Annotated in this window: 20 protein-coding genes and 1 tRNA gene; 12 read left to right on the top strand and 9 right to left on the bottom strand. The window is 57.4% G+C overall.

Features of this window, described 5'->3' with window-relative positions:
• Positions 1–46 precede the first annotated feature (46 nt).
• Positions 47–1,468 (bottom strand): exodeoxyribonuclease I, encoded by a 1,422-nt coding sequence (gene sbcB / locus AC6I8V_RS13065; protein WP_497842670.1) that lies wholly within the window; start codon positions 1,466–1,468, stop codon positions 47–49.
• A 195-nt stretch (positions 1,469–1,663) separates the two neighbouring features.
• On the opposite strand from sbcB, the gene dacD reads away from it, so the two are divergent.
• The 4 genes from dacD (at position 1,664) to tmaR (ending at position 5,090) form a co-directional block, all read left to right on the top strand.
• A complete protein-coding gene (gene dacD, locus AC6I8V_RS13060; RefSeq protein ID WP_497845838.1) occupies positions 1,664–2,830 on the top strand; it encodes a serine-type D-Ala-D-Ala carboxypeptidase DacD in 1,167 nt (388 codons plus the stop codon).
• Positions 2,831–2,917: 87 nt separating this feature from the next.
• On the top strand, positions 2,918–3,379 hold the full coding sequence (locus AC6I8V_RS13055) for a GyrI-like domain-containing protein (protein WP_497842669.1): 462 nt from the start codon (positions 2,918–2,920) through the stop codon (positions 3,377–3,379).
• Between the two features lie 170 nt (positions 3,380–3,549).
• Positions 3,550–4,608: an FUSC family protein gene (locus AC6I8V_RS13050; protein WP_497842668.1), complete on the top strand. Its 1,059-nt coding sequence runs from the start codon at positions 3,550–3,552 to the stop codon at positions 4,606–4,608.
• Positions 4,609–4,769: 161 nt separating this feature from the next.
• Positions 4,770–5,090 carry a PTS system regulator TmaR gene (gene tmaR / locus AC6I8V_RS13045; RefSeq protein ID WP_013509702.1) on the top strand — a complete coding sequence of 107 codons (321 nt, stop codon included), beginning with the start codon at positions 4,770–4,772 and terminating at the stop codon, positions 5,088–5,090.
• Positions 5,091–5,412: 322 nt separating this feature from the next.
• Here the strand turns inward: tmaR and AC6I8V_RS13040 are convergent, their stop codons facing one another.
• On the bottom strand, positions 5,413–6,468 hold the full coding sequence (locus AC6I8V_RS13040; RefSeq protein WP_497842667.1) for a LacI family DNA-binding transcriptional regulator: 1,056 nt from the start codon (positions 6,466–6,468) through the stop codon (positions 5,413–5,415).
• Positions 6,469–6,567: 99 nt separating this feature from the next.
• Here AC6I8V_RS13040 and AC6I8V_RS13035 point away from each other — a divergent pair, with 99 nt between their 5' ends.
• Positions 6,568–7,341 (top strand): YdcF family protein, encoded by a 774-nt coding sequence (locus tag AC6I8V_RS13035; RefSeq protein WP_497842666.1) that lies wholly within the window; start codon positions 6,568–6,570, stop codon positions 7,339–7,341.
• Positions 7,342–7,394: 53 nt separating this feature from the next.
• On the opposite strand, the gene AC6I8V_RS13030 is transcribed toward AC6I8V_RS13035, so the two are convergent.
• Positions 7,395–8,306, bottom strand: a complete 912-nt coding sequence (locus tag AC6I8V_RS13030; protein WP_497842665.1) for a ketopantoate reductase family protein — start codon at positions 8,304–8,306, stop codon at positions 7,395–7,397.
• Between the two features lie 205 nt (positions 8,307–8,511).
• Between AC6I8V_RS13030 and fusA the strand changes: the two genes are divergently transcribed.
• Positions 8,512–10,608, top strand: a complete 2,097-nt coding sequence (gene fusA / locus AC6I8V_RS13025; protein WP_497842664.1) for an elongation factor G — start codon at positions 8,512–8,514, stop codon at positions 10,606–10,608.
• 28 nt (positions 10,609–10,636) lie between these two features.
• Here the strand turns inward: fusA and AC6I8V_RS13020 are convergent, their stop codons facing one another.
• Both AC6I8V_RS13020 and AC6I8V_RS13015 read right to left on the bottom strand, forming a co-directional pair.
• Positions 10,637–11,425, bottom strand: coding sequence for a phosphate/phosphite/phosphonate ABC transporter substrate-binding protein (locus tag AC6I8V_RS13020; RefSeq protein ID WP_497842663.1), 789 nt, complete (start codon positions 11,423–11,425; stop codon positions 10,637–10,639).
• Positions 11,418–12,389, bottom strand: coding sequence for a fatty acid desaturase (locus AC6I8V_RS13015; RefSeq protein ID WP_497842662.1), 972 nt, complete (start codon positions 12,387–12,389; stop codon positions 11,418–11,420). Before AC6I8V_RS13015 ends, AC6I8V_RS13020 begins: the two co-directional genes overlap by 8 nt.
• Before the next feature lie 220 nt (positions 12,390–12,609).
• Here AC6I8V_RS13015 and AC6I8V_RS13010 point away from each other — a divergent pair, with 220 nt between their 5' ends.
• Positions 12,610–13,632: an LLM class flavin-dependent oxidoreductase gene (locus AC6I8V_RS13010; RefSeq protein ID WP_497842661.1), complete on the top strand. Its 1,023-nt coding sequence runs from the start codon at positions 12,610–12,612 to the stop codon at positions 13,630–13,632.
• 160 nt (positions 13,633–13,792) lie between these two features.
• On the opposite strand, the gene AC6I8V_RS13005 is transcribed toward AC6I8V_RS13010, so the two are convergent.
• Positions 13,793–13,868: transfer RNA gene (locus AC6I8V_RS13005), tRNA-Asn, on the bottom strand.
• 354 nt (positions 13,869–14,222) lie between these two features.
• Between AC6I8V_RS13005 and AC6I8V_RS13000 the strand changes: the two genes are divergently transcribed.
• The gene (locus AC6I8V_RS13000; RefSeq protein ID WP_497842660.1) at positions 14,223–15,344 is read left to right on the top strand and encodes a Gfo/Idh/MocA family protein; all 1,122 of its coding nucleotides are present in this window, start codon (positions 14,223–14,225) and stop codon (positions 15,342–15,344) included.
• A 101-nt stretch (positions 15,345–15,445) separates the two neighbouring features.
• On the opposite strand, the gene AC6I8V_RS12995 is transcribed toward AC6I8V_RS13000, so the two are convergent.
• The 3 genes from AC6I8V_RS12995 to AC6I8V_RS12985 form a co-directional block, all read right to left on the bottom strand.
• Positions 15,446–16,273 (bottom strand): glycosyltransferase family 8 protein, encoded by an 828-nt coding sequence (locus AC6I8V_RS12995; protein WP_497842659.1) that lies wholly within the window; start codon positions 16,271–16,273, stop codon positions 15,446–15,448.
• An 18-nt stretch (positions 16,274–16,291) separates the two neighbouring features.
• Positions 16,292–17,671 (bottom strand): D-arabinono-1,4-lactone oxidase, encoded by a 1,380-nt coding sequence (locus AC6I8V_RS12990; protein WP_497842658.1) that lies wholly within the window; start codon positions 17,669–17,671, stop codon positions 16,292–16,294.
• Between the two features lie 78 nt (positions 17,672–17,749).
• The gene (locus AC6I8V_RS12985; protein ID WP_497842657.1) at positions 17,750–18,388 is read right to left on the bottom strand and encodes a TetR/AcrR family transcriptional regulator; all 639 of its coding nucleotides are present in this window, start codon (positions 18,386–18,388) and stop codon (positions 17,750–17,752) included.
• Positions 18,389–18,668: 280 nt separating this feature from the next.
• Here AC6I8V_RS12985 and AC6I8V_RS12980 point away from each other — a divergent pair, with 280 nt between their 5' ends.
• The 4 genes from AC6I8V_RS12980 (at position 18,669) to tssJ (ending at position 22,446) form a co-directional block, all read left to right on the top strand.
• Positions 18,669–19,685, top strand: a complete 1,017-nt coding sequence (locus AC6I8V_RS12980) for a methionine ABC transporter ATP-binding protein (RefSeq protein WP_497845837.1) — start codon at positions 18,669–18,671, stop codon at positions 19,683–19,685.
• Entirely contained in the window at positions 19,666–20,322 is a 657-nt protein-coding gene (locus AC6I8V_RS12975; protein ID WP_497842656.1) for a methionine ABC transporter permease, read from the top strand. Before AC6I8V_RS12980 ends, AC6I8V_RS12975 begins: the two co-directional genes overlap by 20 nt.
• Positions 20,323–21,339: 1,017 nt before the next feature.
• Positions 21,340–21,933, top strand: coding sequence for an SH3 domain-containing protein (locus AC6I8V_RS12970; RefSeq protein WP_497842655.1), 594 nt, complete (start codon positions 21,340–21,342; stop codon positions 21,931–21,933).
• A gap of 24 nt (positions 21,934–21,957) precedes the next feature.
• Complete coding sequence (gene tssJ / locus AC6I8V_RS12965) at positions 21,958–22,446, top strand: type VI secretion system lipoprotein TssJ (RefSeq protein WP_497842654.1); 489 nt, start codon at positions 21,958–21,960, stop codon at positions 22,444–22,446.
• Positions 22,447–22,448 lie beyond the last annotated feature (2 nt).

Here is a 22,448-nt window from a genome sequence, read left to right as displayed (position 1 = left end):
GCGGCATTTGTGCCGACCTTGCCCGACATTGGTTTCTTTACGGCGGCTACGAGACCAGTTCCTGCGCATACAGATACAGCGCCTTCAGCAGCCCCATCTTCTCGGCATTGTCTTCATGTAAGCTCGCCAGCGACTCCAGCTCCAGCAGAAACGCCTGAACGCGCTCCGCATGTAACGCTTCACGACGATGCTGCAACCAGCGCTGCTGCTCCGCATCATCCAGCGTGCCGGGGAAATTGCGCGCGCGATAGCGGAACAACAGCTTCGCGATGCGTTTATCATCAAACGTCAGGTCCAGCGCCGGTAAATTCTGCGCAGGCGTCTGGCGCACAATATTCATTGCCGCACGATCGGCATCGCTAAAGAAACCGTCATACAGCTGCGCATCAACGTCGTCCGACGGAGTAAACGGCTCGGCGTCGGCAAACAGCGCGACCACTTTCTCACGTACCTCGGTTTGCTGACGCAGCAGCGCGAGGTTATCCAGGCAGTGCTGACGATCAATATTCAGCCGCCCGGCATCTTCCGGGCGCAGCGTATTGGCGGGGGCCAGCACCGGGCATTTATTGATATGCACCAGTTTGATCGGCACCGCCGCATGTGCGCCCAGCTCGCTATGGCGGGTGTAGAGCCGTTCGCGCAGTTCATCCGGCGACAGTTCCAGCAGCGGCGTCATATCACCGGCCAGATCCACCACGATTAGCGCGTTGCGGTTCTCCGGGTGCCACGCCAGCGGCACAATCCAGCTGGTATTGCCGCGCGCCGCGCCGAACATGCCAGAGACGTGCACCAGCGGCTTCATCTGCGGAATATCGATCAGCGTCATCAGCTTCTGTTTATTACGATGGGTAAACAGGAACTCAAACAGCTTCGGCTGCTTCTCCTTCACCAGCTTCGCCATCGCAAGCGTGGCATAGACGTCCGACATGGCATCGTGCGCCTGTTCGTGCGCTACGCCATTGGCTTTGGTCAGATGCTCCAGTCTGAAGCTGGGAAAGCCATCGTCGTTTTCCGGCCAGACAATCCCTTCCGGGCGCAGCGCATAGCAGGCGCGCATCACGTCAAGCAAATCCCAGCGCGAGTTGCCGTTTTGCCAGCTCCAGCCGTAAGGATCGAAGAAATTGCGATAAAAAATGTTGCGAGTCACTTCGTCATCGAAACGCACATTGTTGTAACCCACCACGCAGGTCTGTGGCTCGCTAAACAGGCCGTGGATGCGTTCGGCAAACGCCGCTTCCGGCACGCCGCGCGTCTGCGCCATCTGCGGGGTGATACCGGTGATCATCACCGCTTCCGGCTGCGGCAGATAATCATCCGCGGGCTGGCAATAAAACACCTGCGGTTCACCTATGGCATTGAAATCTTTATCGGTACGCAGCCCGGCAAACTGGGCCGGACGGTCGAGCGACGGACTCTTGCCGAAGGTCTCGTAATCGTGAAACAGAAAGGTGAACTCGGAGGCGGGCACGGCGTTATCCTGGCAGTGGAAAATCAACGCACAGAATAGTCGTCCGGCTGGCGCAGTACAACCTTCCTCCGCGGGTCTGCGCGCCAGCGCGCAGTATTTGTCCTCAGTTCATACTTTTTTTCAATTTATTCAAACCTGTTAAAGCCATTTGCCGTACAAAGTGCGGCGGTAAATTCATTTTTTGAGGAAGAAGTGTTGAAAAGGCGTCTGCTGGTTACTGTTTCTGGAATGATTATGTGGGCATCGCTGGCGCAGGCTGACGACAGCATGCCATTTCCCCTGACGCCACCGGCGATTGATGCGGCTTCCTGGGTCCTGATGGATGCGGCTACCGGTCAGATTCTTACCTCCGGTAATCCCGACGAGGAGCGCAACCCAGCCAGTCTGACCAAGCTGATGACGGGCTATGTGGTCGATCGCGCTATCGATCAGCACAAAATCAGCCGTGACGATGTGGTCACCGTCGGCAAAGATGCCTGGGCTGCGGGCAACCCGGTATTTAAAGGATCTTCGCTGATGTTCCTCAAGCCGGGCGACAAAGTGACGGTGCGTGATCTGAGCCGTGGCGTGATCATCGATTCCGGCAACGACGCCTGCGTGGCGCTGGCCGATTACGTCGCGGGCAGCCAGGACAACTTCGTCACCATGATGAACAGTTATGTGCAGAAGCTCGGTCTGACGCACACCCACTTCGAAACCGTCCACGGTCTCGATGCGCCGGGCCAGCACACCACCGCGCGCGACCTCGCGGTGCTGTCACGCGCCATCATCAGCGGCGAACCCGATTTCTACGCCATGTACAGCGAGAAAACCCTCACCTGGAATGGCATCACCCAGAACAACCGTAACGGTCTGCTGTGGGATAACAATCTGCACGTTGATGGCCTGAAAACCGGCCACACCGAAACCGCCGGTTTCAATATCATCGCCTCAAATATTGTGGGTCGTCATCGCCTGATTGCGGTGATTATGGGCGGGAAAAGCGCGAAAGGGCGTGAAGAACAGGCGCGTAAGCTGCTGATCTGGGGCCAGAATAACTTCGACACCGTGCAGCTGTTCCACGGCGGTAAGAAAATCGGCACCGAAAACGTCTGGTACGGCAATCCGCATCAGGTCGACGTTGGCACCACGCAGGATATCTACCTGTCGCTGCCGCGCACCGAGGTGCAGAACGTCAAAGCCAAATACGTTATCAATCGCAAAGAGCTGGAAGCGCCGCTGAAAGCCAATGAGCAGATTGGTGAAATCCAGGTGATGGACAAAGATCAACAGCTGGCGAGCTACCCGCTCTACACCCTGAACGCGGTGGAAACGGCGGGCATCGTGACGCGCATTGAAGATTACCTGAAGCAAAAACTGTAATCCGTCGCTAACTTCGGCATCAGCAGCGTCGCCGTCCGGCGGCGGCTGTGGCACAGTGGCTCTTTACCGCTGATACCGAGGTGAACCATGCAAACGTCCGTCATTCAGCGCCCGGCGCAACACTGGGTCGGCTATCATCTGACCGGTCCGTGGCAGCAGACGGTGCCCCAGGGTTTCGGGCAACTGAAAGCCTGGGTGGCCCGCCACGGCCTCGAAGGGGAGTGGCTGGCCATCTACTATGGTAATCCGCAGGAGCGCCCGCCTGAAGAGCTGGGCGTGGAAACGGTGCTCAGCGTCCCGGACGATTTCGTGCTGCCCGCAGGCGATGATATTCAGCAGGGCACCTTGTCCGGCGGCCGCTACTTCCACGCGCGCCTCGACGTGCTCAATAACGATTTCTTCGCTGCCTGGCGCGGACTTTTTGACCAGTTGCAGACCCACACCGAGTGGCAGATTGACGATCGCCCCTGTTTCGAACATTACCTTTCCGACGGATCGCAAAGCGGCAACTGGCGGCTGGATATGTATATCCCGGTGCGGCCCCGCTGAAAAAAGCTTATTGCGTTACATCCATGTTTCTGTTGAGAAAAATGGATGTAGCGCGCATGTTGAATTTTGTAAGAAGTAGTCAAAAAGTCAGGTAAATCGCGCGCTGGGTGTTAAGTAATCGTCCTTTGCCAGCTAACATAGCGCGCAATATTTCCCGTTCCCGGATAATCATGTTACGCGCTGATAAGCCCATTTCACCCATCGAGTTCTGGTTTTACCGCCATTACCGCGCCGTACACGGCGTGCGCATCGCGATATCTTTCGTGCTGTGTTTTCTGTTTGTGCGTCTGACCGGTATCCCGGAGGGCACCTGGCCGCTGATTACGCTGGTGGTGGTAATGGGACCGATCTCCACCTGGGGCAACGTGTTTCCGCGCGCGGTACAGCGTATTGGCGGCACTTTTGCCGGGTCGCTCTCGGGGCTGATCGCCCTCAAGCTGGAGCTGATCTCGCTGCCGGTGATGCTGGTGTGGTGCTTTGTGGTGATGGTGGTGTGTGGTTATCTCACCCTCGGTAAACATCCTTATATGGCGCTGTTGATTGGTATCACCCTAAGCGTGGTGGTGGGCGCACCGGCGGGGGATTTCACCGTGGCGTTATGGCGCGGCGGCGATGTGATACTGGGATCGCTAATGGCGTTGCTGTGCAGCGCTATCTGGGCGCAACGCGCCTACACCCACTGGCGTATCCAGCTGTCCGATGCCTTTATCAATATGGCGAAAATTCATCACACCGGGTTTTCTCCCAACCTGGTGGATAAACCACGGCTGAATAAACCGTTCCAGAAACTGCTCACCAGCGTGATCAAGATGCGCTCGCTCCTGGAACCGGCCAGCAAAGAGACGCGTATTCCAAAATCGGTGTTTGAAGCGATTCAGACCATCAACCGTAATATGGTTAACACAATGCAGATGCAGATTGATGCCTGGTGGGCATCGCGCGAAAGCCATCTGCTGCTGCTCAATGCGGCGACGCTGCGCCGTACCCAGAAAATGACCGAAAACACCCTGAATGCCCTGGCGGCGTTGATGCTGAAGGGGGAAACGGAGCAGGTAGCGGCCAACAGCCACGAGCTGGAGAACATTATGCAGGAGCTGGAGCAGCTGATCGCCAGCGGCAGCGGGCGGCTGGAGACCACGGCGATTTACGGTTACGTCTGGCTGAGCCTCGAACAGGCACGTCAGCTGGAGCGTATGACCGACCTGGTGCGTCTGGCGTTGCGTAAATAGTTTTCCCCGGCAATGACTTAATGTGAATCACGCTTTCTTTGCGCTAAGATAAGTGCCAGTCCGATTTTAGCTGTGAAAATTGCTTACAAGGCTGGCAAGCCGCTAAGCTGAAGGTTATGACTATTCCGCCTGCTCAGGCAGGCCCAAAGAAAGGTGCCAACATGGAAAATGCCAAGCAATCATTTCAGGACGTACTGGAGTTTGTGCGTATGTTTCGTCGTAAAAACAAACTGCAGCGCGAAATTACGGACAACGAGAAGAAAATCCGTGATAACCAGAAACGTGTGTTGCTGCTGGATAACCTGAGCGAATACATTAAGCCGGGCATGAGCGTTGAGGCGATTCAGGAAATTATCGCCAGTATGCGCGTCGATTATGAAGATCGCGTCGATGAGTACATCATCAAAAACGCTGACCTCTCCAAAGAACGTCGCGAGCTGTCCAAAAAGCTCAAAGCGATGGGCGAACCAAAACCGCAATAATACGCAGTGACCCGCAGCCTGGTGCGCATCAATGCGCACCCTACGCCAGTGATATTGCAACGAATCCGTAGGGTCGGCATTTATGCCGACCTTCTCAATGCCGGCACCGTCTATGCCGACCTTCGCAATGCGCACCCTACGTCAGTGATATTGCAATGAATCCGTAGGGTCGGCATTTATGCCGACCTTCTCAATGCCAGCAACTTTTATGCCGACCTTCGCAATGCGCACCCTACGTCAGTGATATTGCAACGAATCCGTAGGGTCGGCATTTATGCCGACCTTCTCAAGGTTGGCACCTTCTATGCCAATCCTGTCGACGTTAACGCACCAAACGTCTCGCCAGCTGTTGCAACTGACGCGCCACGTCGGCGACATCCAGACTCTCCGCCAGCGGCGCGGCAGTGGTTTCACGCAACACCAGCGTGGTCTCCAGCGTCGGGGCCTCCGCGCTGATGCCGTCCAGCTGCGCCAGTAAACGATCGACGCTCACCGCGCCCAGCTGCTGCAAATCCTGTCGTACCGTGGTTAACGGCGGCTGATACCACGCGCTTTCTGCCGTATCGTCATAGCCAATCAGCGACATCTCGCCAGGAATACGGACGCCATGCTGATGCAGGGCGCGCATCGCCCCAAGCGCCATCTGGTCGTTCGCCACCAGCAGCGCCTGGGGCAGGGCGTGCGGCAGTTGGGTCAGCAAGGCCTGATACCCCGAAGCTGCGCTCCAGTCCCCCTCCAGCACGCACCAGGCTTCCAGCTGATGCGCCGCCAGCGCCTGTTGCCAGGCCTGAAAACGCGCGCGCGCCGATGCGGAACTCGCCGGGCCATTCAGCACGCCAATCTGGCGATGTCCGAGCGCCACCAGATGATCCACCGCCTGACGCGCGCCGGACTCGCTCAGATACTGGCATTGCGCCACCTCTGCGCTGCGCTCAACATCGAGAAACAGCGCCGGTTTGGCGCCGCACTGCTGCTGAATCTGCGCCGCCTGGGCGGCATCCAGCGGCAGATTAATCAGCAACGCATCCACGCGCTGCGCCAGCAGTTCATTCACCGTGTCCTGCGCGCTGCCGCCCGCCATGGCAATCACCAGATGGTAGCCGAGTGCTGCCGCGCGCTGCTGAATGGCCGAGGCGATCTGCGCCGGTGCCATCAACGCCAGATCGCTGGTGGCCAGCCCCAGCGTGCGCGTTGCTTTGCCCGCCAGCTGCTGCGCCACCCGGTTCGGCACGTAGTTAAGCTGGTGCATTGCCGCTTCCACTTTGGCGCGGGTACGCGGTGAAACCTGTACGGAACGGTTAAGCACGCGGGAGACGGTCTGATAGGAAACCCCCGCCAGCTGGGCGACATCATCGAGGGTTACGGAGCGCGAAGTCATTGATCTCTCCTGAAGATTAAGCTGCGAGTGTAGCAAATTTTTCCCTGTCGTCGTGGTCTTAAGCCAGTAGACTGCCAGTGATAACCTAAGGAGAAGCATATGCAGCTCAATCATGAACACCTTCACGACATCAACACGCTGGCGGAGTGGCTGGCGCTGGATCATATGCCGCACGAGGGCACGCTGGAGGCTGACCTGGCGATCCTTGCCGGACACGCGGTGCTGCCGAATATCGAAGGCGTGATCGCACTGAGCAAAAAATATCATTTGCCCCTATTAATCAGTGGCGGCATCGGCCATTCGACCCCTTTACTGGCACAGATGATGGCGGCGCATCCGCTGTATCGGCAGATTGATACCGCGGGCAAAAGCGAGGCAGCAATGCTGGGCGACATTGCGCGTCTTTTTGCGGCGCTGCCGGACGATCAGTTGCTGCTGGAAGATCAATCACGCAACTGTGGGGAAAATGCCGCGTTCAGCCAGCAATTGCTGGATGCCGATCAGTGGCAGCCGCAGCGGGTGATTCTGGTCCAGGACCCCCTGATGCAGCGCCGCACCTGGGAGACCTTCCGCTGGCAGTGGCGCGAACGTACGGATGCACCGGAATTTATCAGCTGGCCGGTCTTTGTACCGCAGGTGATGATGGATTCCGGGATGCTGCGCATTATCGGCGCGCCGCCGCAGGGACTGTGGTCAGTGGAGCGTTTTCTGTCGCTGCTGATGGGTGAAGTGCAGCGGCTGCGCGACGATGAAAACGGTTACGGGCCGCGTGGCAAAGGGTTCTTTGGTCATGTTGATGTGCCGGAAGCGGTTGAAGAGGGATGGCAACGGCTGATGCGTCTGCCGGGTGTCCAGTCGCGTATGCATAATTGATCAGATGCACATACCGTAACGGCGCGCTAACCCGCGCCGCCAGGGGGGAGCGGTTAACGGTTTTTCATATAGACCTGCAAATTCACGTAAACCGCGTTCAGCAGCGGGGTGACCAGGCCGTTGCGCGCGCCGCGTACCAGCAGGTCACCGATGACCTGATCGGCCTCGATATCATAGCCCTGGGTCAGATCGCGGTACATCGATGAGGTCATCGGCGTGGCGGGGTTATTCAGCGATTCGTAGATCTTCGCCGTTACCGCCGGGCGCTCCTGATAGCCTTCGGCGCTGATCACCGTCAGCACTTCACCAAAGATGCCGCGCAGCAGAGCCTCGCCGCCCTGGGAGGTGAGAATCTGCTGGGTATTGCCGCGCCCCAGACAGCAGACGGCGCCGAGGGTGCTCAGCAGCAGCCACTTTTCCCACAGCTCGCTGAGGATGTTATCGGCGAAGATGGTATTAACCTGCGCGGCGCGCAGCGTTTCGTCGACGCGTTGCAGGCGGGCATCGTTGTTGCCGTCCAGCGCCCCGTAATAAATCATATGCAGCGGCGTCATCTGCACCACTTCACCGTTCTCGCCCAGCGTGGCGTTGATTTTACACAGGCCGCCGATCACCTGGTCACCGAAGCGGCTGCGCAGCGTGTCGATATGCCGCATCCCATTGAGAATCGGCATGATCAGAGTGTCCGGGCCGACGGCAGGGGCGATATCGTCCATCGCCTGCGCCAGACCAAAACTTTTCACCGTCAGAATAATCAGATCATAAGTGCCGTTCAGGGTACCGGCCTGCGCCAGCTGCGGTTGCAGCGTTTCGGTGCCGCCGGGGGTTTTCAGCACCAGGCCGTGGTTTTTCAACTGCTGAAAACGGCGCTCGCGCACCAGAAAAGTCACATCACGTCCTGCCTGCGCCAGACGCGCACCGAAATACCCGCCGGTTGCGCCGGCGCCGACTACCAGAATGCGCATGGTTGTGTTTCCCGTTGAGAATGAAACCCCTACCTTAAAACGCAGTGACAGCGGTTTCCAGTCGACAAATGCTTAAAGCTGTAACCAGGGCTGGTGAAAAATAGCTCAAACTGTTCGTATTTATTCGTACAATGGGTCTAAGCTTGTCGGCACCGGCGGGCAATGGTGCCCGCTTTTTTTCAGTCGAATCGACTAAGGACGCATCATGCCCCGACCGCTACCCATCGAACGTTATCGCAATATCGGCATTTCCGCGCACATCGATGCCGGTAAAACCACCACCACCGAGCGCATTCTGTTTTACACCGGGATGAGCCATAAGCTGGGTGAAGTGCACGATGGCGCGGCAACCACCGACTGGATGGCACAGGAGCAGGAGCGTGGTATCACCATTACCTCGGCTGCGGTGAGCTGCTTCTGGCCAGGTATGGATGGCAGCTTCGCGCCGCACCGTATCAACATCATTGATACCCCCGGACACGTCGATTTTACCATCGAGGTGGAGCGCTCGATGCGCGTGCTGGATGGTGCCGTGATGGTGTATGACGCCGTCGGCGGGGTACAGCCGCAGTCGGAAACCGTCTGGCGTCAGGCCAACAAATACCACGTACCGCGCATCGCTTTCGTCAATAAAATGGACCGTCAGGGCGCCGATTTCTTCCGCGTGGTGCAGATGATGAAAGATCGCCTTCATGCCAATCCGGTGCCGATTGTGATCCCGATTGGCGCGGAGGAGCATTTCACCGGCGTGGTCGATTTGATCAAAATGCGCGCCATCTACTGGGACGATGCCACCCAGGGCATGACCTTTAGCTACGCACCGATCCCCGACGAATTACAGGCGCTGGCCGCCGAGTGGCGGGAAAACATGGTGGCCGCCGCCGCCGAAGCCAGCGATGCCCTGATGGATATCTGGCTGGAACAGGGCGACCTGAGCGAAGAACAGGTGATTGCCGGTCTGCGTCAGCGCACGCTGCTGAACCAGATCCAGCCGATGCTGTGCGGCAGCGCCTTTAAGAATAAAGGCGTGCAACGGATGCTGGATGCGGTGATCGAGCTGATGCCTTCGCCGGTGGATGTGCCGCCGGTCGCCGGTGTGGATGAGCGCGGTGAACATGCCGAACGCCATGCCGACGATGACGAACCCTTCTCGGCGCTGGCGTTCAAGCTGATGAGCGATCCCTATGTCGGTCAGCTCACCTTTGTGCGCGTCTATTCCGGCGTGCTGCGCAAGGGCGACAGCGTGTGGAACGCGGTGAAAGGACGCAAAGAGCGTATCGGACGCATCGTGCAGATGCAGGCCAATGACCGTATCGAGATCGAAGAGATCCGGGCGGGCGATATCGCCGCCTGTGTCGGGCTGAAAGAGGTCACCACCGGCGAAACCCTGTGCGATCCCAACGCGGTGATCACGCTGGAACGCATGGAGTTCCCGGAACCGGTCATTTCGCTCTCCATTGAGCCGAAAACCAAGAGCGATCAGGAAAAAATGGGGCTGGCGTTGCAGCGGCTGGCGGCGGAAGACCCGTCGTTCCGTCTGCACACCGATGAAGAGTCGGGGCAGACCATTATTTCCGGCATGGGCGAGCTGCATCTGGAGATCATCGTCGATCGCATGAAACGTGAATTCGGCGTTGAAGCCAATATTGGCCGACCGCAGGTTACCTACCGCGAAACCATCCGTAAAACGGTGCGCGACGTGGAAGGGAAGTTTGTGCGCCAGTCGGGCGGTAAAGGCCAGTATGGCCATGTGGTGCTGACGCTGGAGCCGCAAAAAGCCGGTGCCGGTTTCGCCTTTGAAGATGCCACCAAAGGCGGCGTGGTGCCGCGCGAGTTTATTCCTTCGGTGGAGAAGGGCATTCGCGAAGCGCTGAACAGCGGCGTGCTGGCGGGTTATCCGGTGGTGGATGTGAAAGCCACGCTGACGTTCGGTTCGTACCATGATGTCGATTCGTCCGAAATGGCGTTCCGCATGGCGGCGATTTTCGGCTTCAAGGCGGCGGCGAAACAGGCCGATCCGGTGATCCTCGAACCGGTGATGCAGGTGGAAGTGGAAACGCCGGAGGAGTACGCCGGTAACGTCATGGGTGATCTGTCATCCCGTCGCGGAACGTTGCAGGGCATGGATGAACGCTTTGGGGCGCGCATTATTCGCGCCGAAGTGCCGCTGGCGGAGATGTTTGGTTACTCCACCACGCTGCGTTCGATGTCGCAGGGGCGTGCGACCTACAGCATGGAGTTCAGCCACTACGCCGAAGCGCCGAAAAATGTGGCCGACGCGATTATCGCTTCACGTCATTAAACCTCAGGCGGCCACCCGGCCGCCTTATTTACAGCGCCGTCACGCCCAGCGCGGCGGCCTGTGCTTCCCACTGCAACACCTCCGCATAAAAGGCGCGATCCGGGGTGGCGAAACCGCCAATCAGGCTGGCCTCACATAATTCCTGGTATTCCTCATCCTGCACCAGCTGCGTCAGCGCAGCGCGTAGTTGCGCCAGCGTGGCGGGAGCGGTGTCGGCGGCGGTGATCAGCGGCAGCGCGGCGCACAGCGGCGTCTCACCGATGATCGTCAGGCCGGCCAGCTCCTGCGGAGCATAGCGCTGCACCAGCGCCCAGCTAATGCAGTCGATGGCGGCGATATCCGCCTGACCGGCACGCAGCGCCGCCAGCGACTGGCGATGGCTGCCGCTGAAGCGGGTAGCGGCAAAGAAGCGTCCCTCGCGGGCCAGCGGGGCCACCACATAACGCAGCGCGTTATAGCCGGAGTGCGAATCGTCGCTGTTGCACACCGCGCGCCGGTTGCGAAAATCGCCCAGCGTCAGCGCGCCATCTTCATCGCGCACCACCAGCCAGCTGCGATAGCGCAGTCCTTCACAGCCCGGCGCACGGGACTGAAACGCGCCGACCAGCTGCACCGTCGGCAGCTGCTTCACCAGCGGATAGCCGCAGGTCTGACTCAGCAGCAACGCCTTATCGCGCCAGTGCGGCAGCAGGTCGCTGTGCCACTCGACGTCGGCCCGGACGCCGCGCGCCGCCAGCAGCTGCGCCAGCGCCGCAGTCAGCGCTACGGTGCTGGCGTGATCGATATCGTACATCGGTAAGGACAGCCGTTTACTCATTCTGTGTATCCTGTTGTCGTCCCGGATGGGCGTTGACCGCCACCGGTCTGGCCCAGAATTGCCGCAGCCACTTGCCATAACCCGCTACGCGGAATCCCTGATTGCGCTGGAAGTAATCATCGCGGTTCAGCAGGTACACCCGGCGCAGGCCATACCAGGGCAGCCCTGGCAGATCGTGATGTACTGAATGATAGTTGAGGTTAAGGAACAGCAGGCGCCACGCCAGCGCCGCTTCATTATTGACCGAGCGCGCCAGCGCATCCTCTTCGGCCCGATGCTCATAAAAGGAGCGGATTTTGGTCAGCGCCAGCGCCGGATAACTCACCGCCAGCACAAACCACCACGGGGAGTAGCCCCGCTGTGCCAGCCAGTAAAACAATCCGGCCAGCAGACTGAGGTGAATGATCCACATGGCACAGGCGCGGCCGTCGCGCTGGCGGAAGGCCAGCAGCATGGAACGCAGCGTGGCGAGAATATCCAGCAGCGGCCCCAGCAGCAGACGGCCGGGAAAGGTGTTGCGCAGGTGGATCACCTGACGCTGCCACGGCTGGAGGCGCGCCCAATGCTCAGGCGTCAGGTAATAACTTTCCGGGTCGTCATGCGGATCGGTCAGCGTATGGTTGCGATGGTGCGCCAGGTGCGAATCGCGATACAGCCCATAGGGATACCACACCGCCAGCGGCAGGGTGCCAAACAGTTGGTTCAGGCGCGGCCAGCGCGTGGGGTGGCCATGAATCAGCTCATGCTGCAACGACATATACCAGGTGGTGAAGACGATCATCAGCAGGGTGACAGGCAGCAGACCGAGGCGTTGCCCGTAAATCAGCGTGGCGAACCAGCCCGCATAGACCGCCAGTATCAGCAGCCAGGTGGGCAACTCGCTGCGCCACAGCCAGCTGCGCGCCAGCTGATGGACCTGTTCACGCTGTTGCGCGCTGATATAGGCGGAAGAACCTTGAGTCATGATGGCGGCGTTGTCCTGCGGCGTGGAGAGCGAATTGCCAGACGATGCGGCAAAGCCGCAAAAAAGACAAAGACCTTAATTTTCTTACTTATGTCGAAAATCTTGATGATGCGGTTTAAAACAATTGGCTATCAGTACGGGCCTGGCTGACGTAACCTTTCCCCATCGAAAACTGATTTATTACGCCGGAGCGCACCCCGCCCGCGAGGAGAATATTTCCATGAAAAAGATTGGCTTTTTATCATTCGGTCACTGGACGCCATCATCGCAGTCTGCCACCCGTTCCGCACAGGACGTGCTGTTGCAGTCCATCGATCTGGCGGTCGCCGCGGAAGAACTGGGTGCCGATGGGGCTTACTACCGCGTCCATCACTTTGCCCGTCAGCTGAGTTCTCCGTTCCCGCTGCTGGCGGCGGTGGGTGCGCGTACCAAAAGCATCGAGATTGGTACCGGCGTGATTGATATGCGCTACGAAAACCCGATGTACATGGCGGAAGATGCCGGTGCGGCAGACCTGATCTCCAACGGTCGTTTGCAACTGGGTATCAGCCGCGGTTCACCGGAGCAGGTGATTGAAGGCTATCGCTACTTTGGCTATGCGCCGAAAGAGGGCGAGAGCGATGCCGATATGGGACGTCGTCATACCGAAGAGTTTCTTGAAGTGCTGCGCGGTGAAGGATTTGCGAAACCGAATCCCCAGCCGATGTTCCCGAACCCGCCGGGACTGCTGCGTCTGGAGCCGTTCTCCGAAGGGCTGCGTGAGCGTATCTGGTGGGGTTCAGGTTCGAATGCCACTGCCGTCTGGGCAGCACAGCAGGGCATGAATCTGCAAAGCTCGACGCTGAAAGATGATGAAACCGGTGAGCCGTTCCACATCCAGCAGGCCAAACAGATTCGTGCCTACCGCGAAGCCTGGCAGGCAGCCGGACATCAGCGCACGCCGCGTGTCTCAGTCAGCCGCAGCATCTTTGCGCTGACAAATGATATTGACCGCGCCTATTTCGGTCGCAGCGGCCAGGAGCAGGATTCCGTTGGTTTCCTCGACGAGAAAACCCGCGCCATCTTCGGTCGCAGCTATGCCGCCGAGCCGGAAGCGTTGATCAAACAGCTGGCGCAGGATGAAGCGATTGCGGAAGCCGACACCCTGCTGCTGACCATCCCGAATCAGCTGGGCGTTGATTACTGTGCCCATGTCATGGAAGCGATTCTGACCCATGTGGCCCCGGAGCTGGGCTGGCGTTAATCGCCGTAGCGGCGCAAGTTATCGCGCATTAATTGGGAGGCTTACGAGCCTCCCTTTTTTTTACTCTGGCGGGTACTGCTTAACTCACGCCGTGGCTGCCAGCAGGCGCCGCGCGCAGGCAAAAAAAAAGCAGCCTTTGCAGGCTGCTCTTTTTCGAATCTGGCTCCTCTGACTGGACTCGAACCAGTGACATACGGATTAACAGTCCGCCGTTCTACCGACTGAACTACAGAGGAATTGTTGGAACGGGGCGCATAGTAACGAGCGGGCTGCGGCTTGTCAAAGCCCTTTTTCACAAATCTTTCTGACTGCTGAATAAAGCATCAGTAGTGCTTTGGCGCGTATAAAAATCATGACTGCCTGATGGCCAGGAAATGAAACGTGTACGCCATCTCATCAGCAAATGGCAGGCCAGAACGATGTCATGTTGTGATTGTCGTCACTAAACCCATGAAAAATTACATTCAGTTTTGTCGTTTTTGCAAGATACCTCGCATGTATGATCACAGTTATTTCATTTGGCCGTTGTGGAGACGTAGGGTGAAATTTATATTCCAGATCACTTCTTACGTGAACCCAGGATGTGCGGTATGAACAAAGTCAGAATCGGTATGATTGGCAGTGGTTACATTGGTCGTTGTCATGCAATTGCTTACGCGCAGGCTCCGACGGTTTTTGCCCTGAAGGGCGAAATCGTGCGTGAAATGCTGGCGGAGGTAAACCCGGAGCTGGCAGCGAAGCAGGCGGCAACCTTTGGTTTCGCGCGTTCCACTGGCGACTGGCGTGAGCTGGTTCGCGATCCCAATATCGATGTGGTCGATATCTGCGCCCCGAACTTCCTGCATAAAGAGATGGCGCTGGAAGCAATCCGCAACGGCAAACATGTCTACTCAGAAAAACCGCTGTCGCTTTCCGTTGCCGATGCCGAAGAGATGGTCAAAGCCGCTGAACAGGCGGGCGTCAAAACTCTGGTGGGCTTCAACTATATGAAAAACCCCACCAGCCAGCTGGCGCGTGAAATCATCGCCCGTGGTGAAATTGGCGAGGTGGTGCATTTCTACGGCACCCATAACGAGGATTATCTGGCGAAGCCGGAAACCCCGCTGGACTGGCACTGTCAGCAGGCCCTGGCCGGTCTTGGCGCGCTGGGCGACCTCGCCGCGCATATCGTCAATATGGCGCACTACCTGGTGGGGGATATTGAGGAAGTCAGCGGCGACATGATGACGGTCATTAAGCAGCGCCCGGACCCGAAAGATCCGACCCGTCTGCTGCCGGTGGAAAACGAAGATCAGGCCAGTGCACTGCTGCGTTTTAAAAACGGCGCGCACGGCGTGTTTGAAACCTCACGTATCGCCTGTGGCAGCAAAATGGGGCTGACCTACGTGGTCACCGGTACCAAAGGTTCGCTGCGTTATACCCAGGAGCGTATGGCGGAGCTGGAGCTGTATATCCACGATGAACCCGCTGGCCGTCAGGGCTTCAAAACCATTCTGACCGGACCGGCGCACCCGGATTACGCTAACTTCTGCGTTTCCGCTGGTCACGGCATTGGTTTCAACGATCAGAAAACCGTGGAGATCCGCGATCTGATTAACGGCATCGCCGCAGGCGACCGCATGTGGCCGGATTTCGCCGAAGGTTTGCAGGTGCAGAAGGTGCTGGAAGCGGTAGCGGTGTCCGCGGTGGAACGTCGCTGGATGTCGGTGTAAGTGTTGTCAGGCCAGGTGCGCACAAATGCGCACCCTACGGGTGTAGGGTCGGCATTTATGCCGACCTGATATCGACCTGGTACTAACCTGGCACCCCCGCGCTACTCCTCCGCCATCTGCCACCACAGCTTATCCAGCGCGTAATAGCGGTCCCGCTCGCTTTCCGGTTGATGCAAATCGCGCTTCCACGGTTTTGCCAGAATGTAATGCAGATTCTTCACCTCATCCTCGCGCCACATCGCCGAATGCTGAAACGGTAAGGTTTTCAGCGCATTGTAGATATACGGCAGCGGCAGCCAGCGTTCGGCAAACACTTCATTGAGCAGATCCTGCTCGGAGAAGGGGTAACGGCGCAGGTCATCAATCGATGCCACTTTGTCCTGCAATTGCTGAAACACCGCCATATCCGGCTTCAGCACCAGAAAGCCGCCATTAAGATAGCGATCCAGGGTGGCTGGCGCAGGTTGATCGCGTTCCTGCCAGGTGTAATGACAATTCTCCGGCTGCCAGCTGGCCGGATAACTGGCAATCTTATTCGGGTTGCAGCGACAGGCGTGGCAGGCGGCGAGGGCATAATCACCGAGATCCAGGGTGAACAGTTCATCCATATTGCGCAGCACCAGCATATCCGCGTCGAGGAATACCACGCGTTCACAGCCGGTGAGTTCCCAGGCGCGCAGCTTGCTCCACACTTCGCCAAACTGCGCCGAGGCGTAATGCTGATCCAGATCGGCGCGTGGTGCCAGCGGCGCTACGGGATGGATCACACAGCCATCGGCCTGCAACGCTTCACGCGTCGCCAGGTCAATGGCGTCAGTCACCATCACCACCAGCGGCCACTGGGTTTCGCTTTTTTTCAGAGAACGGTGCAGGGCTTTTACCCCCACCAGATAATCAGGTTGTGTTAATAAAGTGACCCAGGCAAACATACTTTCCTCTCGTCAGGCTTAATCGAAAAGGGCGGTAACATAGTCGTTGCTGAAACGGCGCTGCGGATCGAGCTGCTGACGCACGGCGCGAAAGGCGTCCCACTGCGGATAGATATCACGCCAGCAATAGCGCTGGACATCATAATATTTGCCCCAGTGCGGACGTCCCCCTTCGGCCACCAGCAGTTTCTCCACCTCGGTGAGAAAATGCAGGCCATCCTGCGACAGCGAACCGTCATCGGCGTAATAGACCACAAAACCGAAGAAGCAGGTGGGCTGCTGGTACGCCGGGCTAAGCCAGGCAGACGAAGGCCCGGTGCAGCGCAGAATAATGGGATAATGCATATGCGGATGATTTTCCGCATACCACGCCTTGATTTTGCTGATGATCTGCGGCGTTTTCTCCAGCGGCACGCCGATCTCCACATTGATTTGCGGCACGGCGATACCACGACAAAACAGCTGGTAAATGTCGCCGCTGATATCGGTGAAATCGCGAAAGCGCGTCACGGTGCGGAATTGTTTGCCGCCTTTGCCGTGAATCTGCGTATCGCGATGCATCTGCGCCAGCGTCTGATCGATGGTGTCGTTCAGGCTGCTGTCCGTCTCGTCGCCATGTTCAATCACCTCACGCTGGTTGGCGTAATAATCGCGCTGATCTTCGCTGCTGGCCTGTTCGGCGTTCCAGACGTGCATCAGGTTGTCATCAACAAACCACCAGGCTTTGCTCAGCTCGTATTGCTGATTCCAGCTGAGTAAATCCTGTTCGAGGTTATCCGCCGACACGGCAAATTTATGGCAGGTAAACAGGCGGAAAGGGCGGGTACGCAGCGTCACGGCGGTGACGATACCCAGCGCGCCGAGCGCCACCTGGGCCGCCGGGAAATCGGGGTCGCCACGGTTAAATTCGCGCAGGCTGCCATCGGCCAGCACCATGCGGATGCGCAATGCTTCATCCGCCAGCGAGCTTTGGTCCAGCCCCTGGCCATGGGTGCCGGTGGACATCGCGCCAGCCAGCGTCTGCACGGCGATCACACCGGGTGACGAGGCCAGCATACGATCCCTTTCTGTCAGCGCGGCATACACCTGCTCCAGCTGAGTGCCGGCGCCAAAGGTGACGCTCTCGTCATCCTGTGCGATCACGCCCTGAAATGCGCTGAGATCCAGCAGGAGGTCCTGCGCATCCACTTTCAGCATCCGGCCCGGCGACAGGCGGCTGCCCAGCACGCGAACTTTGCCCTGGGAGTGTCGCAGGAGATGTTGTAATTCGGCTTCATTCTCTGGCCGCTGTAGCTGCGCACGCTCGCCGACAATGGCGTTCTGCGCCCAGTTCCACAAGGTGCTGGTTTTATCGGTGTTGGCGGTATGGCGTAATGGATAAAGGGGGGATTCTTTCACTACGGCGTTCCTTAGTCTGAGGTCTGTGACGGTCCCATTGACTTACTAAAGCGTAGACCATCACAGCACGGGCGCAGACTAAGGGGTGGTGCGGATATAGCGCAGCGTGGCCGTCACTGCCAGCTGGCGGTTGCGATGCACACTTTCCTCTTCACTATTATCCGGGCTAAACAGCGCGTTAAAGGTGTAGCGGTTCGAGACATGATGCACGCAAATGCTGCTGATCAGGCGGTGCACATCAATGGTGCTGATGCCGGTCATAAAAATGCCCTGCTGCTGACCGCGCGCCAGAATATCATCGAGCAGATCGAGGGCGCTTTTATTCAGCGCTTTGATGCGTTCCGATTGGGTGATGTAGCGGCCGCGCAGCAGGTTTTCGGTACACACCAGGCGCATAAAATCGGGATGCGACACATGATAATCAAAGCTGGCTTCCACCAGTTTGACCATCGCTTCCTCCGGGGCCATCGCGGCGAGGTTGAGTCCGGTTTCGTGTTGACGAATCGCCTGATAAACCTGCTCCAGCACTTCGATATATAACTTCTCTTTATTACCAAAGTGGTACACCACCATGCGTTTGGTGGTCTGTGCGTGTTCGGCGATCTGCTCCAGCCTCGCTCCCTGCATCCCGAATTCGGCAAAGGTTTTTAGCGCGCCTGCAAGGATGCGTTTTTTTAGCCCTTCAGGGTCATTTTTTCGTTTGGTTATATCCGACATAGTGCTCAATAAAAGGGTGCAAAACCTGGATGTTAGCACAGCATCTCACGTACAGACGGAGGGCTGGTGCGCTTATATGTATTTTGTACAGAACAATCCTGAAATCGATATTAAGCGATAATAACGCGCTGCGTATACTGCGCTGATTCCCGGTCTGTGAACCGGGCAGTTCACCTCAGATGCAGGTTGAAAGATGACACTACTCCTTCCCTCCGACATTTCATTATCCCGCCGTGCGGTCAGCGATGCGGTGCCACATGCCATCCAACCCGCGCCCGAAGTGGTCAGCGTGCGCGAGATTTCACGCCGGTTTGGCACCACGCAGGCGCTGCGCAAGGTTTCACTGACGGTGAATCAGGGCGAGATCCTCGGCATTATCGGCCGCAGCGGCGCCGGAAAATCGACGCTGATCCGCTGTCTTAACGGTCTGGAACGACCCGATGAAGGGGTGATTGAGATCGAGGGGCGGGCGATTAGCGGTCTGTCGGAAAAAGCGTTGCAGTCGGTACGCAGCCGGGTGGGGATGGTGTTCCAGCACTTCAATTTACTCGCCGCCAAAACCGTGGCGCAGAACGTGGCGCTGCCGCTAAAAATTGCGGGTATCGCCAGAGCGCAGCGCCAGCAACGCGTCGCAGAATTGCTGCAACTGGTGGGGCTGGCGGATAAGGCGGATAGCTATCCGGCGGCGCTTTCCGGCGGGCAAAAACAGCGTGTGGGCATCGCCCGCGCGCTGGCCGCCGGGCCAGCCCTGCTGCTGTGCGACGAAGCCACATCGGCGCTCGATCCTGAAACCACCCGTTCGATTCTGGCGCTGCTGAAGTCACTCAATCAGCAACTTGGCATCACCATTCTGTTAATCACCCATGAGATGGAGGTGATCAAATCGATTGCTCATCGGGTGGCGGTGATTGATGCCGGTGAAATCGTGGAAAGCGGCCCGGTGTGGCAGGTGTTTGCCCACCCGCAAACCGCGCTGACGCAAACCTTATTACGCGGCCTGTTGCCACAGCTGCCGGAGACGCTGGCGGCGCGTTTACAGGCTGAACCCGCAGGGGAGGCGGTGTATCGGGTCAATTTTGCCGGTGATGATGCGCAGGGCGATCTGCTGACGCGCCTCGCCAGCCAGTGGCCCGGTGCGTTCCGGTTATTGCAGGGCGGCGTGGATCATATTCAGCACTACGCCGTGGTGCGTTTCTTTATTGCGCTGCCGCAGACGCAGCAGCAACCCTTAATCAGCTGGCTGCAACAGCAGCAGGCGCAAGTGGAGCTTATGGGCTATGTCGCCAGTCATGATTGATTTATTGCTTAACGCCATTGGCGAAACGCTGCTGATGACGCTGGTCTCCGGGCTGTTTTCCCTGCTGGCTGGTCTGCCGCTCGGCTTGATTCTGGTGGTGACCAGTGCGGGCGGTATCGCCGAGCATCGGCTGATCAACCGCGTGCTGGGGGCGATTATTAATGGCTTTCGTTCGCTGCCCTTTATCATCCTGCTGGTGGCGCTGATCCCGTTTACCCGTCTGCTGGTGGGCACCTCGCTGGGGACCTGGGCCGCCATCGTACCGCTCTCCATCACCGCCACGCCCTATTTTGCCAGGGTGGCAGAGGTGTCGTTGCGCGAGGTGGATCGTGGGCTGATTGATGCCGTGCGCGCCATGGGCGCCAGCAAATTACGTATCGTGTGGGAAGTATTAATCCCTGAGGCGCTGCCGGGCATCCTGGCGGGGTTTGTGGTCACGTTGGTGGCGCTGGTGGGCGCATCGGCGATGGCGGGCGCCATTGGTGCCGGTGGCTTAGGGGATTTGGCCATTCGCTATGGTTATCAGCGGTTTGAAACCAACGTGATGCTGGCGGTGATCGCGGTATTGATCATCCTGGTGTGCGGCATTCAGTGGCTCGGTGACCGTCTGGTTGCGCGAGTTGATAAACGACATTAACCGCAGCTCAGGCCGCGACGTCTTCCTCTGCTTTACCCCCGATTATTTTCCTGCTCAACGGTGCTGATAGTGCTTATCAGCGCCGATTCCTGCCCTGAATTGCCGCTGATTTCCCGCTTACATCTGGCGAAATTCTGAATCATTCTTTTTTCTTCACAATCTCTATGGGTATTTATTTTAATAAAATCGATTAAATAGCGCCCTAAGTGGATGAAATGTCTTCTCCCTGGTGTTTTGTAAGTAAATTAACCTGCCGCTTCAGATTTTTAGCCATTTCTCCTAACCCGCCAAAATTCAGCGCCATGCTTTTATGAAATTTTATGAATTTTTTATGCAAGAAAATTCATGATAAATGGTCATTTTCTTATGAAATAAATCAATTTTTGGGATCATTCTGATGTTTTTGTTCTATGGCGCATCGAATTTGCGGTAATTTTATTTGTTAAGTTTTGTTGATGTATATTTCCAGGATAAGGTCGCGTTGATATTTAGTCAGGCTTATGTAAATCTTTTCCGACGTTATCATACGGAATGTAATTTTATGCTTTCGGGCGGGATCTACCAGGCTCGTGCGGTAGCTATGATGTTACGTAACATTTTCATTGTATTGATTTATATGCATATTAATCGCAACATTCACTCAGTATGTATAACTGAGCATGAGTAAACCCTGATTAAATACTGATAAATCACTTTCGCTGAACATGACAGTCTGACGACCAGGAATGACATAAGAAAGTCTTGTGAACACTGCAAAACCCGTTTTGAGGTGCAGAGATTGATCACTTTAATGAATGTGTTTTCTGCCCTCGCAAAAATTCCCTCCTGGTTTTCCGTGTCTTTTATTGCATCTGAAATACTTAATTAGAACTGATCATTTTTGACGGCGTTCGGCGGGTTTAGGCCATGGGGACGTTGTGGTTAATTTTTTGAGAATGGTCCTGAATGGCAGCCGATTGCCTGCATTCAGTGATTTGTATTGCCAACAACCGGCCAATGGCCATTTTTTAGGGATTAATGGAACTAAACATGAAGAAAATGGTGAATCTTCGTACTGCGTTAAGTCTGCTGTTTGTCTTTGCGGTCGTGGGATGCCAGGCACCGCCATCCATCACTGATGACACGCTGGTGACCAGTACCGTTGATGGCGTCGCCCTGATCCACCGCCATGCGGTGACGCCGCCGACGCAGCTGACCCCAATCAATGAAGAATATCGCGCGCTCTATCCGACCTCGGTGATGACCCGTCCGGACTACGGCGGCAAGGTGGTGAGCACGCTGAAAACCGGCGAAACCTATACCGTGCTCGGCAGCGTAGAGAACAACTGGCTGGCGCTGGGCGAACCGCCGCAGGCCGACACACAGCCTGCGGACGCGCCACAAACGGGTGAACAGAAAGCAACCCCGCCAGCCGCGCCGAAGCCTGCGCAGTTAACCGGCTATGTTCCGTTCCGGGCGCTGGTGAAAAGCGATTTGTATGACCAGACCCTGAAGGCGGACCAGCCGAAGCGCCGTGTGCGCGCCAGCGCAAAGAAAAAGACCTGTGTCCCGGTCGATGGCGACAGAAAAGCCTGCCAGAACAGCAATAACGGTACCTGGATCATCAACTAACGCGGTGAGATGGAGGGACAGGTTATGGCATCCCGACTAAGGCAGTGGCTGTTGCCGCTGCTGGCCCTGGCGCTGACGGCCTGTAGTAGCGGCCAGACATCCGTGGCGCGTTACAACCTGCATTTCCAGGCGCACCCGCAGATCAACGCGGGTGCGCCCCTGAAGGTGCGGGTGATGTTACTTACCTCGGACGCGGAGTTTATGTCCGCTGATTTCTACTCGCTGCAAAACCAGCCTGCCGCAGTGCTGGGCAGCGCGCTTCTGAACAACCAGCAGTTCTTCCTGCGGCCAGGGCAACTCAGCAAAACCCTCAGTGGCAAGAGTCTGCCTGAAGCGCGCTATATCGGCATCATGGCGGAATATCAGTCCCTCGACGGCAAAGTGTGGCGTCTGGCGCTGCCCTTCCCGGAGGGTGACAGCGGGGCTTTCTGGGAATTCTGGAAAAGCAACGACGGCGAGTTAGACGCCAGCATCATTGCTGATATCAACGGCCTGCGCCCGGTTAAGCAGTAAAG

This window comes from Pantoea sp. X-Soil-TKNS-1207 (assembly GCF_059730485.1).
This window is presented reverse-complemented; position numbering and strand designations above follow the sequence as displayed.

What these genes read in the sequence shown, in the direction of transcription:
- AC6I8V_RS13055 (WP_497842669.1), top strand. Translation starts at nt 2,918, where the DNA reads ATGCAAACGTCCGTCATTCAGCGCCCGGCGCAACACTGGGTCGGCTAT.
- AC6I8V_RS13050 (WP_497842668.1), top strand. Translation starts at nt 3,550, where the DNA reads ATGTTACGCGCTGATAAGCCCATTTCACCCATCGAGTTCTGGTTTTAC.
- tmaR (WP_013509702.1), top strand. Translation starts at nt 4,770, where the DNA reads ATGGAAAATGCCAAGCAATCATTTCAGGACGTACTGGAGTTTGTGCGT.
- AC6I8V_RS13040 (WP_497842667.1), bottom strand. Translation starts at nt 6,468, where the DNA reads ATGACTTCGCGCTCCGTAACCCTCGATGATGTCGCCCAGCTGGCGGGG.
- AC6I8V_RS13035 (WP_497842666.1), top strand. Translation starts at nt 6,568, where the DNA reads ATGCAGCTCAATCATGAACACCTTCACGACATCAACACGCTGGCGGAG.
- AC6I8V_RS13030 (WP_497842665.1), bottom strand. Translation starts at nt 8,306, where the DNA reads ATGCGCATTCTGGTAGTCGGCGCCGGCGCAACCGGCGGGTATTTCGGT.
- fusA (WP_497842664.1), top strand. Translation starts at nt 8,512, where the DNA reads ATGCCCCGACCGCTACCCATCGAACGTTATCGCAATATCGGCATTTCC.
- AC6I8V_RS13020 (WP_497842663.1), bottom strand. Translation starts at nt 11,425, where the DNA reads ATGAGTAAACGGCTGTCCTTACCGATGTACGATATCGATCACGCCAGC.
- AC6I8V_RS13015 (WP_497842662.1), bottom strand. Translation starts at nt 12,389, where the DNA reads ATGACTCAAGGTTCTTCCGCCTATATCAGCGCGCAACAGCGTGAACAG.
- AC6I8V_RS13010 (WP_497842661.1), top strand. Translation starts at nt 12,610, where the DNA reads ATGAAAAAGATTGGCTTTTTATCATTCGGTCACTGGACGCCATCATCG.
- AC6I8V_RS13000 (WP_497842660.1), top strand. Translation starts at nt 14,223, where the DNA reads ATGAACAAAGTCAGAATCGGTATGATTGGCAGTGGTTACATTGGTCGT.
- AC6I8V_RS12995 (WP_497842659.1), bottom strand. Translation starts at nt 16,273, where the DNA reads ATGTTTGCCTGGGTCACTTTATTAACACAACCTGATTATCTGGTGGGG.
- AC6I8V_RS12985 (WP_497842657.1), bottom strand. Translation starts at nt 18,388, where the DNA reads ATGTCGGATATAACCAAACGAAAAAATGACCCTGAAGGGCTAAAAAAA.
- AC6I8V_RS12975 (WP_497842656.1), top strand. Translation starts at nt 19,666, where the DNA reads ATGTCGCCAGTCATGATTGATTTATTGCTTAACGCCATTGGCGAAACG.
- AC6I8V_RS12970 (WP_497842655.1), top strand. Translation starts at nt 21,340, where the DNA reads ATGGAACTAAACATGAAGAAAATGGTGAATCTTCGTACTGCGTTAAGT.
- tssJ (WP_497842654.1), top strand. Translation starts at nt 21,958, where the DNA reads ATGGCATCCCGACTAAGGCAGTGGCTGTTGCCGCTGCTGGCCCTGGCG.